The sequence below is a fragment of the Nevskia ramosa DSM 11499 genome, assembly GCF_000420645.1.
GTDB classification, from domain to species: Bacteria; Pseudomonadota; Gammaproteobacteria; order Nevskiales; family Nevskiaceae; genus Nevskia; species Nevskia ramosa.
The window spans coordinates 248,242-259,588 of sequence record NZ_ATVI01000005.1; the positions used below are offsets into that span (position 1 = coordinate 248,242).

Here is an 11,347-nt window from a genome sequence, read left to right on the forward strand (position 1 = left end):
GCCCGGTTTTCGACGTGCTGCGGTGTCGCGATCCGGCTTACGGTGCCACTTCGTCGTTCTCGCGGAAGTTCACGGCGCTGCAATCGGCGATCACGTTGCGGAATACCAGATGCGGGCCGCCGGTCGTCGAGGAACCGCCGGCTTCGTTGACGCGATTGAAGGTGTTCTCGACGACGTTGTTGCCGTCGTTGTCATCGAGGTCGATGCAGCCGAACGGGAAGTCGCCGGTGATGATGGTGTTGTTGATCGAGAAGCGCATGCCTTCGCGGGCCAGCATGCCGAGGCGGTCACCGGCTGCCGGCAACGGACGAGCCGACGGCCCGAGCACCGTGATGTTGGCGAGCAGCGGGAAAGTGGTCGGCGTACGGGCAAAGCGGCCGTCCATCTCGAAGCCCGAGTTCGGCAGATCGTTTTCCTGGATCACCAGGGCAAACTGCACGCCGCCGGTGAAACCGTTGTCGAGATCGATCGAGTCGTCCTGCGCGCCGGTGAAGACCATGTGGGTCGCGAAGGCGTTGCCGCCGAAGAACTCGATGCCGTCATCGTTCGAGCGGTGCACCTGCACGTAGTCGATCGAAGTGCCACGGCCGACGCCGCCCGCGGTGATGCCCTGCAGTTCGTTGCCTTCCGCGATGATCGAGCCGGTGGCGCGGACGATCACGTAGCGAAGGGAGCCCGAGCTGTCGTTCGGCGAGTTGCCGCCGTAGCGGCCGACATTGCCTTCGATCAGCACGTCGCAAGTATCGAAGTTGGTCGGTGGAGTGCCGGCGCATTGGCTGTCCTGCGCACGGCCGAGCAGCGCGAGGCCTGCCCAGCCGCCAGCCGGGGCGTCGGTCGGCGTTGCGGCGCTGCCGTCGAAGCGGTTGGCGATCTGGGTGCGCGAAGTCAGCACGATCGGCGCTGCCGCGGTGCCGTTGGCGATGATCTGCGCGCCGCGGCTGATGACCAGGGCCGAACGGCCGGAGGCATAGACCAGCGTACCCGGCTCGATGACCAGCACCGACGGCGTTTCGGCATAGCCGACCGCTGTGCGTTGCAGATCGCCGTTGCCGATGACCGCGCCCGGGAAGCTGTCGGCTTCGATTTCGTAGACGTTGTCGTTGGTCAGGGTCAGCGCGCCCGCGGTGTTGAAACGGGCCGGCAGGCGGCAGACATCGTAGTTGCCGGTTGCAGCAGTACCGGTGAACAGGCCGGTTTCGTCGCGCGACAGCGGGCCGAACAGCGCCACGAAGTCGCCGACCAGGGTGGTGCCGGCCGGGCAGGTGCTGGTGGCCTGGGCCACCGAAGCGCCCGACAGCGCGGTGCCGGCGGTGCCGCCGAAGAAGCGCCAGATGTCGTCGTTGCCATTGACTCTCACGGTCCAGCCGGCGGTCCAGGCGTTCGCGCGGGTCACTGCCGGATCGAAGGCGCCGATGTAGCTGGTGCTGACCACGGTGGACGGCACCGGCAGCGAGATCGCATCGGTCGCCGTAGCCGGCGGCCAGACCGAGGGGGCCGCGAAGGCGGCGTTGAGGCCGGTGGTGCCGGTGATCGGGTAGCCGGTGGCGTCGATGCGGCCGGCCACGCTCTGCGTGTTGTTGAAGCCCGGCAGCGCGAAGTAGGTGGCGATCGAGAACGGATCCATCAGGCCGGTACCAACGAGCGTCGTGCCGGTGCCTGAACCGAGAGAGCCGCTCAGCGCGCCGGCCGGGGGGGTGTTCGGGTCGGTGCTGCCACCGGTCGTGGTGCCCGTGGTTCCACCGGTCGTGCCGCCGCCGGTACCGCCCGTGGTGCTACCGGTCGTGCCGCCGCCGACGTTGATGATCGTGGTGTTGGGATTCAGATCGGTGCCTTCGCAGGCGACGAGAAAGCCGCTACCGATCAGGGTCGCCGCGATGACTGCGGTTTTCTTGAAATGCATCTCTAATCTCCAGATGGGTTCGTGTTGCTGATGTTTCATGGCTGCTGACTGCTGCGGCCGCCGAAGAGGGCCGGCGACGCTCTCTTCAACTCAGAATTGGTACTGCACGCTGATCTGCCCGGAACGGCCGAGCTTGTAGCTGCGCTGCAGCGCAGCCTGGCCGTTGAACTGGCCTTGCTCGATGTCGATGCGCGGATCAAGAAGGTTTCGGGCCTTGAGCCCGATCTGCCAGTGCTGGCCGATGCCCTGCCGGATGTTGAAATCGAGCACCGGGTAGGACTTTTCGGTGGAGTTCGGCAGATCGTTGATGCCGACTTCGGCCAGGCGGTCGCCGAAGATGTTGAACAGCAAGGTGGCGTCGGTGCGGCTCGCTGGATTCGAATAGCCGAGCGTGGCGTTGGCGAGATAGTTCGACTGGCCCTGCAGCTGGCGCGTCGAGCCATTCGGCAAAGTCACTTCCGATTCGATCCGCGAGAAATTGCCGGCGACATAGGCGAACTGCAGCTGCGGGGCGATGGCCTGGAGGATGCCGAGGTCATAGCGGGCATCGAGTTCGATGCCGTAATCCTTCGCGCTGTTGGCGTTCTGGAACGAGCGCACCACCTGGTTGCCCGACGAAGCGTCGATGTTGAATTCGATCGGGTTCTTGATGTCCTTGTAGAACACGCCGATCGACGCCGCCTTCGAATTGCTCCAGTACTGCTCGAAGCGCAGGTCGTAGTTGGTCAGCTTCGCCGAACGCAACTGCGAGTTGCCGACCGTCAGGAAGCGCGTTTCCGGATCGAGGAAGTCGACTTCCGCCAGTTCGCGGAACTGTGGACGGTTCAGCGACTGCGACACGCCGATACGCACCTGCGTCTGGCGGCTGATGAACCAGGTCGCGTTGAGGCTGGGCAGGATGTCGCTGTCGGTGAGACGCGAGTTCACCGTTGCGCCGCCGGCCGGATCGCCGGTTTCGACGTCGATGGTGGACTTCTCGAGGCGGCCGCCGGCCTGCACTTCGAACTGCTCGCCGACGAACACGTCGGTCATCACGTAAAAGGCGTTGACGTCCTGGGCACCGTCATAGACGTTGGCGTTGCCGCCACCCCGGATCGAGATGTTCAGATCGGTGAGATCGAAGCCGCCCGGCCCGAAGAAGGTCGGGGTCAGCACGTTTTCGAGCGAGGGCACCAGTTGCAGCGTCCGGAACAGGTCGCTGCGCTGCGTCGCCAGGGAGGAGTAGGCGAAGCGCACCGATTCGAAATCGCGATCGCGGCGGGTCCCACGCGCGCCCCACTTGAAATCACCGCGGAGGTTGTCCGAGGCCTCGAACGGCAGGCTCAGATCGACGCCGAGATCGAGCGTCTTGTCCTGCAGGAATTCCCAGGTGCGACGCGGCTCCGAAGCTTCGCCGGACTGGCCAAAGCCGATCAGGAACGGATCGTCGGTGCCGACGGCGCGGAAGCGGCCGTAGGTGCGGCGGTCGAGCACGTCGCGATCGGCGATCGAGTAACCCGCCTGCCACTTGATCTTGAGTCCACCGGCATCGGTCAAGGTGTGCTTGCCGGTGAGCTGGTTGGTGATCAGCTGGCCTTCGACGTAGTCGAGCGTGATGCGTTCCTGATCGGTCGCGAAGCCAGCATCGCTGGCCACCGCGCGGCCGAAGAAAGCACCCTTCTGGGTCTGGCGGCTGAGCAGCGTGACGAAATCGACCTTGTGCTGCTTCGAGTATTCGTAGCCGAGGCCCAGGGTGCCGCCGGTTTCGAAGGTCTGCTCGGAACGCTGCAGTTCCTCCACGTCCTGGCGCGACACGTCCTGACCGCCACCACCGCCCGCCGTGAACACGCCGCGCTGTTCGCGCCGGAAGCGGTAGTTGGTGTCGTACAAACCGGTGACCTGGAAGCCGAACTTCTGGGTGCCACCGAGCTTGAACACGTTGCCGTAGGTCAGGCTGCCGCCGAAGTCGGCCGGGGCCTTGTCGATGCGCTGCAGATCGAACAGGTTCGGCAGCGTTTGCAGCAGTTTCAGACGGTCCGCGAGCGTTGCGCCGCCCAGCGTGTTGGCGCCGTTGTTGGTGATGTCGCGATAGCTGCCGGGCAGATCGCGCTGGCCGCCGTCGGTGCCGAGGTAATCGAAATCCGAACCTTGATAGGTCAGCACTGGCGAGAACGTGGTCTGCGTATTACCGCCGACGTTGACTCTGATCGCGCCGGTTTCGAAATCCGGCGTCGGCCGCGTCTCGATCAGCGCCACACCGCCGGAGAACTCGCCCGGCAGGTCGGCGCTGTAGGTTTTCTGCACCGTCAGGCCACCGAGGAATTCGCTCGGGAAGGCATCGACGGCGACCACGCGACGGCTCGGGTTGAAGCTCGGGATTTCCGCGCCGTTGACCAGAGTCGTCGAATAACGATCGCCAAGACCGCGCACGACCACGACATTGTTCTGCACGCTGACGCCGGTCACGCGGCGGATCGCTTCTCCGGCATTGGAATCGCCAGCTGCGGCGATTTCTTCCTGCGAAACCGAGTCGATGACCGACGTGGCGACTCTTTCCTTGGTCGCCGTCGACTGACGACGGACTACGCCTTTGACGGTAACCGTGCCGAGTGCAGCCGCGCCCCTGCCCGAGGTGCCGGCCTTGGTCGTGGCGGCCGCCGGCGCCGGTGCATTGGCACTGACGCTGACCGCCAGCGAGCCGCCCAGCAGCGGCGAGGCACGAACGCCCGGAATGTCCTGCGGTGCCGAGCCTTCGGCGGCGACCTGCACGGTGTATTCGCCGCGCGGCACATCCAGCTTGAAAGCGCCGCTGGCGTCGGTCGTGGTGTTGACGGCGGTGTCGGCGGCCGAGACTCTGGCGCCCGCGAGCGGCTTGCCGCTGTTGTCGGTGACGGTACCGGCGATCGGCGTGACCGCGGCTTCGCGGGCATTGAAGATGTCGCGTTCGACCTTGGCGTCGCCAGCGTCGGCGGGCAGGTTGACGGCGACTTCGGCAGCATCGGTATCGCCGAGACGGATTTCGGTGAACGCGACATTGGTGGTTCCGCGGGTCAGCACGATGCGATGCAGGCCGCTGGTGGTTCTGAAACTGATGCGGCCACCGGCATCCGTGGTGCCGATCGACTGGCCGTCGACCGATACGGTCAGCCCGGCCACACCTTCAGCGCCCCGCACCACAGCGACAGCAACCTCTCCCGGCGAAACCTGTGCGGCCTCGACCTGGCCGGCGACCGCAATGGCAAACAGTGACGTGGCAAGACGTGCACGCGTCATAAGAAAATTTCCCCGATAAGTAGATCAATGCCCACGGCGGCGCCGTTTGGAATGGCGGCAACGTACTGACCGGATATGACGGATTCGTGAAATTGTCAGGGGCTTGGCGCGATCCTCCAGCAGTGATCATTTGAAGACGCAAGTTATTGTAAAAATTATGTTTTTTTATTGATTTACAAATGTAAATTCAATGGCTTGCGAGCGATACGCGATACCGTCATAAAGCCTTGCTCCGTCACGGAAATGTCGCAATCGGACGTCCGAACCGAAATGCTCACAGCCTGACGACTGCCTCCGTTCGTCACCTGATGTTCGGCGGCGTCGGTCGTGCGGGAGCCCGGTGGGTCTTTGCCGCAGAGCGGGCTTCTGACGCGGCTTTCGTCGGCTGACTCAGCCCGCCGCCGCTGACGGTCCTTGCGATCGCTCGAGACCGGTGCCCGGCTGTTTTTGTTGCATTGCGGCGTAATCGTCCTTTCGCTATCATGCGCGACCCCAAACCCCGGCCCGGGCTAGGGCCCGGGCGTTCGCCGCTGCATGTCATGTGATTCGACGCATGACAAAAGCGCAGCGGCTCACCCAAGAATGGCAGCGGAGTCTCGGATGAGTGCAGTGGAAGGCGTTGAAATCACGGGCGAAATTCGTCCTGCGTACAAGAAGATCCTGACCAGGGACGCGATCGAGTTCGTCGCCAAGCTGGTGCGCAAGCACCGCAGCCGGCGGAGCGAGTTGCTGGAGCTCCGCAAGGAGCGTCAGCTCGCCATCGATGCCGGCAAGTTGCCGAAATTCCTGGCCGAGACCAAGGACATCCGCAGTGGCAGCTGGAAGATCGCCGGCATCCCGGCCGATCTCCAGGATCGCCGCGTCGAGATCACCGGTCCGGTCGACCGCAAGATGGTCATTAACGCGCTGAACGCCGGCGCCAAGTGTTTCATGGCCGACTTCGAGGATTCGGCATCGCCGACCTGGGAGCTGATGCTCGACGGCCAGATCAACCTCCGCGACGCGGTCAACAAGACCATCAGCTACACCTCGCCGGAAGGCAAGGAATACAAGCTGAACAAGGAAGTCGCGACGCTGATCGTGCGTCCGCGCGGCTGGCATCTCGACGAGAAGCACATCCTGGTCGACGGCGAACCGGCCCCGGGCGGCATCGTCGACTTCGGCCTGTACTTCTTCCACAACGCGGCCACCTTGCTGAAGAAGGGCTCGGGCCCGTACTTCTATCTGCCGAAAATGCAGTCGCATCTCGAAGCGCGGCTGTGGAACAGCGTGTTCGTCGACGCCCAGAAGGCGCTCGGCATTCCGAAGAAGACCATCAAGGTCACCGTGCTGATCGAAACGCTGTGGGCCGCGTTCGAGATGGACGAGATTCTTTATGAGCTGCGCGACCACATCGTCGCTCTGAACTGCGGCCGCTGGGATTACATCTTCAGCTGCATCAAGACGCTGAACGCGCATGGCGACTGGATGGTGCCGGACCGTCATTCGGTCGGCATGGATCGCCACTTCCTCGACAGCTACTCGAAGCTGCTCTGCGAGACCTGCCACAAGCGCGGCGCGATGGCGATGGGCGGCATGGCCGCCTTCATCCCGATCAAGAACGACAAGGCGAAGAACGACGCCGTGTTCGCCAAGGTGTCGGCCGACAAGCTGCGCGAAGTGCGCAATGGCCACGACGGCACCTGGGTCGCGCATCCGGGTCTGGTGCCGGTCGCCCTGGCCGTGTTCGACGAACACATGCCGGAGCCGAACCAGCTCGCCAAGCAGTTCAACTACAAGATCAAGGCGGCGGATCTGCTCAAGCAGCCGATCGGCGAGATCACCGAAGGCGGCCTGCGCAACAACATCAATGTCGGCATCGGCTATGTCGAAGCCTGGATCGGGGGCAACGGCTGCGTGCCGCTGCACAACCTGATGGAAGACGCGGCGACTGCCGAAATTTCCCGCACCCAGGTCTGGCAGTGGTTGAAGTACGGCGCAACGCTGTCCGATGGCCGCAAGGTCACCAAGGATCTGGTGCTGAAGACCATCGACGAAGAGCTGGCCGCCTACAAGGCGCAGCTTGGCGACGAGCGCTACTACCAGGGTCGTTTCGCGGAAGCCGCCGGCATCATGGCGCGCATGTCCACCGCCGAAAAGTGCGCGGACTTCCTGACCCTCGCCAGCTACGACTACCTTGATTGATTGGCGACTGATTCCGTTTCAACTTAAGCACTCTGCCGACAGCGTCGGAGTGCTTTTTCGCTGCAACCCACACCAACCGGGTCAAACCCCAAGAGGATGCTGCAATGACGAGCCGTGAAGACCAGATCAAGGCCCTGGAAAAAGACTGGGCAACCAACCCCCGCTGGGCGCTTGTCAAGCGCGGTTATTCCGCCGCTGACGTCGTCCGTCTGCGCGGCAGCGTCCAGCTTGATTACACGCTGGCGAAGAACGGCGCAGAGAAGCTCTGGGCCAAGGTCAACGGCGGCGCCAAGAAGGGCTATGTGAACGCGTTCGGCGCGATCACTGCCGGTCAGGCGATGCAGCAGGCGAAGGCCGGCCTCGAAGCCGTGTATCTGTCCGGCTGGCAGGTTGCTGCCGACGGCAACACCAGCGAAACCATGTACCCGGATCAGTCGCTGTACGCGTACGACTCCGTGCCGACCATGGTTCGCCGCATCAACAACACGTTCAAGCGCGCTGACGAAATCCAGTGGTCGCGTGGCATCGAGCCGGGCTCGAAGGAATTCATCGACTACTTCCTGCCGATCGTCGCTGACGCGGAAGCCGGTTTCGGTGGCGTGCTGAACGCTTTCGAACTGATGAAGAACATGATCGTCTCCGGCGCCGCCGGCGTTCACTTCGAAGATCAGCTCGCTGCGGTCAAGAAGTGCGGCCACATGGGCGGCAAGGTTCTCGTCCCGACGCAGGAAGCGATCGAGAAGCTGATCTCGGCCCGTTTCGCTGCCGACGTGCTGGGCGTGCCGACCATCGTGCTCGCCCGTACCGATGCCGAAGCCGCCAACCTGATCACCTCCGACCATGACGCGAACGACAAGCCGTTCCTGACGGGCGAGCGCACCCCGGAAGGTTTCTACCGCGTCAAGAACGGCCTCGAGCAGGCCATCTCGCGCGGCGTTGCCTACGCGCCGTACGCCGATCTGGTCTGGTGCGAAACCGGCGTGCCGGACATCGGCTTCGCCCGTGAATTCGCGCAGGCCGTGCACGCTGCCTGCCCGGGCAAGCTGCTGTCGTACAACTGCTCGCCGTCGTTCAACTGGAAGAAGAACCTCAACGACAAGCAGATCGCCTCGTTCCAGGAAGATCTGTCGGCGCTGGGCTACAAGTACCAGTTCATCACCCTGGCGGGCATCCACATCAACTGGTTCAACACCTTCCAGTTCGCCCATGCCTACGCCCGCGGCGAAGGCATGAAGCACTACACGCAGATGGTGCAGGAGCCGGAATTCGCGGCCCGCGACCAGGGTTACACCTTCGTCAGCCATCAGCAGGAAGTCGGCGCCGGTTATTTCGACGACGTGACCACCGTGATTCAGGGTGGTTCGTCGTCGGTCAAGGCCCTCACCGGCTCGACTGAAGAAGAGCAGTTCCACTAAGCAGCATGCGAGGGGCTGGATGCATCGGCCCCTAGCCTTGAAAAGAGCGCCCTCCGGGCGCTCTTTTCTTTTGCGGATTCGGATCCGCATCCCGGCTTGCCGGCCGCGAGCTTGTGGCGTACACCGTCGCGATACTCGCCAACGGAGCCATCGCCATGAAACGTTCGTTTCCGATCCTCGCGGTGCTGATTCTCGCCTTCGGTGCGGGCTTGTGGCTGGTCAGGCAGCGCTTGCCATCGAGCCCGGTGGGGACTGCGGCAGAAGCGCCACTGACACCGGTTGGCGCGACCCTGCTGCCCGGCCTCGGGCCGGTCGCCGGCAACCCTCCGTTCATCATCACCAGCAGCCAGCCCGCCGTGCAGCGCTGGTTCGATCAGGGCCTGGCGCTGACCTGGGGCTTCAATCACGAAGCCGCCGAACGCTCCTTTCTGAAAGCCGCTGAACTCGATCCCGCCTGCGCGATGTGCTGGTGGGGTGCAGCGCTGGTGCTCGGCCCCCATGTCAACGCGCCGATGGATCCTGCCAACAATGCCAAGGCCTGGCAGCGCAGCCTCAAGGCGCTGTCGCTGGCCGCCACCACCACGCCGCGCGAACAGGCCTACATCAAGGCGCTGGCCGCGCGCTACGCCGAACAGCCGCCGGCCGATCGCAAGCCGCTGGACGAAGCTTGGGCCGCCGCGCTCGGTGAGATGGTCAAGGCCTCGCCGGACGACGTCGACGCCGCCGTCTTTCACGCCGAAGCCCTGATGGACCTGCAGCCCTGGAACTACTACGACCTCAAGGGCCAGCCGAAAGGGCATATCGACGAAGTGGTCGCGACGCTTGAGTCGGTGATGCAGCGGCAGCCCGAGCACGCCGGTGCGCTGCACCTCTACGTGCACGCAGTCGAAGCGTCCAATATTCCGGAGCGGGGTGTTGTCGCCGCCGATCGACTGCGCGCGCTGCTGCCAGGCTCCGGGCATCTGGTGCACATGCCGGCGCACATCTACACGCGGGTCGGCCGCTATCACGACGCGGTGCTGGCGAACCGGCTGGCGGTCGCCGCCGACGACAGTTTCCTCGCGACCTGCAAGCCGGGCGCGGCGGTCTATCCGCTGGCCTATGTGCCGCACAATCATCACTTCCTGTGGTGGGCGGCGTCGATGGAAGGCGCCAGCGCCGAAGCGATCGCGTCCGCCGACGAGACCGCGAAGCGCGCCACTGTCGACGCGCTCATCCGCCAGCCCGGCTTCATCTTCCTGCAGGACTTCATGGTCACGCCGCTGAAGGCGCGCACCCAGCTCGGCCGCTGGGACGAGATCGTCGCCACGCCGAAGCCGGCGGAGGACCTCGCTTATCCGACCGCGATCTGGCATTACGCCCAGGGCATGGCGGCCCTGCATCAGGCGCGGCTCGACGATGCCCAGGCGCATCTGACGGCACTCGCCACTGCGGCCGCCGACCCGGTCTGGGAGCAGGCCTACATTGGCCCTCAGCACACGCTGTCCAGTACTTTGAAGATTGCCGAGCGGATGCTGGCCGGCGAATTGGCGGCGGCGCGCAAGGACTATCCGGCAGCGCTCGCCGCGCTCACGCAGGCAGCAGCGCTGGAAGATGACATCGCTTACTACGAGCCGCCGGTCTGGCACCAGCCGGTACGTCAGACCTTGGGCGCCGTGCAGCTCGCGGCCGGGCAGGCGACGGCGGCCGAAGCGAGTTATCGCCAGGATCTCGCGCGCTTCCACGACAACGGCTGGTCGCTATTCGGGCTGGCTCAGGCGCTGCGCGCACAGCAGAAAAGCGAGGAGGCCGATGTCACCGAGCTACGCTTCCAGCAGGCTTGGCAGCATGCCGATATCAAGCTTGCGGCTTCGCGCCTGTGAAGCAGCACGGTCGCGGCCAGACGGGCCTGCGGCGTACACTCGGCCGGCGCGTGAACTCGCGTCGAAGAACCCCAAGAGTTCGTCGCAAACATAACCAGGGAGGAGTGCAATGCGTCTGCTGATCCGCGTCGTGGTGTTTGTGTTGGTGTTGCTGGTCGGTCTGGTCGGCATCGGCTTCCTGCTGGCGGACAAGGTCCATGTCGAGCGCAGCGCGAAGATCCTGGCTTCGCCAAGCACGCTGTACACCGTGCTGAACAGCTTCGAGAAGTTCGACCAATGGTCGCCCTGGGCGGACCTCGATCCGCACGTGAAGGTCGAGCGCAGCGGCCCCGCCTCCGGTGTCGGTGCCCGTTACACCTGGCACGGCAATGCCGATGTCGGCGCCGGCAGCCAGGAGATCATCGCCACCACGCCGGACCGCGAGATCAAGATCGAACTCGATTTCGAGGGTTTCGATCAGCCCAGCACGACCACCTTGGCGATCAAGCCGGACGGCAACGGCAGTCTGGTGACCTGGTCGATGGATTCCGAGCTGGGCAGCAACCCGATCCATCGCTATTTCGGCCTGATGATGGACAAGTACATCGGCCAGGATTACGAGAAGGGCCTGAGCCGCCTGAAGGTGCTTGCCGAAAGCCTGCCACCGGTATCGGCAACGCCGGAGGCCGCTCCGGAATCGGCACCTGCCGCCGATCCCGCGGCTGCGCCGGAAGCGTCTCCCACCAGCTGAGCTG

General features: G+C 64.4%; 6 protein-coding genes. 4 read left to right on the forward strand and 2 right to left on the reverse strand.

The window, feature by feature from the left end:
- Window positions 1–37: 37 nt before the first annotated feature.
- Window positions 38–1,900, reverse strand: a complete 1,863-nt coding sequence (locus G513_RS24605) for a beta-helix domain-containing protein (protein WP_022975132.1) — start codon at window positions 1,898–1,900, stop codon at window positions 38–40.
- Window positions 1,901–1,990: 90 nt separating this feature from the next.
- A complete protein-coding gene (locus G513_RS0101870) occupies window positions 1,991–5,152 on the reverse strand; it encodes a TonB-dependent receptor (protein ID WP_022975133.1) in 3,162 nt (1,053 codons plus the stop codon).
- Window positions 5,153–5,752: 600 nt separating this feature from the next.
- Here G513_RS0101870 and aceB point away from each other — a divergent pair.
- From aceB to G513_RS20895, 4 genes are all read left to right on the forward strand, one after another.
- On the forward strand, window positions 5,753–7,336 hold the full coding sequence (aceB, locus tag G513_RS0101875; RefSeq protein WP_022975134.1) for a malate synthase A: 1,584 nt from the start codon (window positions 5,753–5,755) through the stop codon (window positions 7,334–7,336).
- A gap of 104 nt (window positions 7,337–7,440) precedes the next feature.
- On the forward strand, window positions 7,441–8,751 hold the full coding sequence (gene aceA, locus G513_RS0101880; protein WP_022975135.1) for an isocitrate lyase: 1,311 nt from the start codon (window positions 7,441–7,443) through the stop codon (window positions 8,749–8,751).
- A 155-nt stretch (window positions 8,752–8,906) separates the two neighbouring features.
- The gene (locus tag G513_RS0101885; RefSeq protein WP_033417212.1) at window positions 8,907–10,613 is read left to right on the forward strand and encodes a tetratricopeptide repeat protein; all 1,707 of its coding nucleotides are present in this window, start codon (window positions 8,907–8,909) and stop codon (window positions 10,611–10,613) included.
- A 109-nt stretch (window positions 10,614–10,722) separates the two neighbouring features.
- Window positions 10,723–11,343, forward strand: a complete 621-nt coding sequence (locus tag G513_RS20895; RefSeq protein ID WP_022975137.1) for an SRPBCC family protein — start codon at window positions 10,723–10,725, stop codon at window positions 11,341–11,343.
- Window positions 11,344–11,347 lie beyond the last annotated feature (4 nt).

Bases quoted from the DNA above. Each gene is read 5' to 3' on its own strand.
- G513_RS20895 (WP_022975137.1), top strand. From the start codon at position 10,723: ATGCGTCTGCTGATCCGCGTCGTGGTGTTTGTGTTGGTGTTGCTGGTC.
- G513_RS24605 (WP_022975132.1), bottom strand. From the start codon at position 1,900: ATGCATTTCAAGAAAACCGCAGTCATCGCGGCGACCCTGATCGGTAGC.
- aceB (WP_022975134.1), top strand. From the start codon at position 5,753: ATGAGTGCAGTGGAAGGCGTTGAAATCACGGGCGAAATTCGTCCTGCG.
- G513_RS0101870 (WP_022975133.1), bottom strand. From the start codon at position 5,152: ATGACGCGTGCACGTCTTGCCACGTCACTGTTTGCCATTGCGGTCGCC.
- G513_RS0101885 (WP_033417212.1), top strand. From the start codon at position 8,907: ATGAAACGTTCGTTTCCGATCCTCGCGGTGCTGATTCTCGCCTTCGGT.
- aceA (WP_022975135.1), top strand. From the start codon at position 7,441: ATGACGAGCCGTGAAGACCAGATCAAGGCCCTGGAAAAAGACTGGGCA.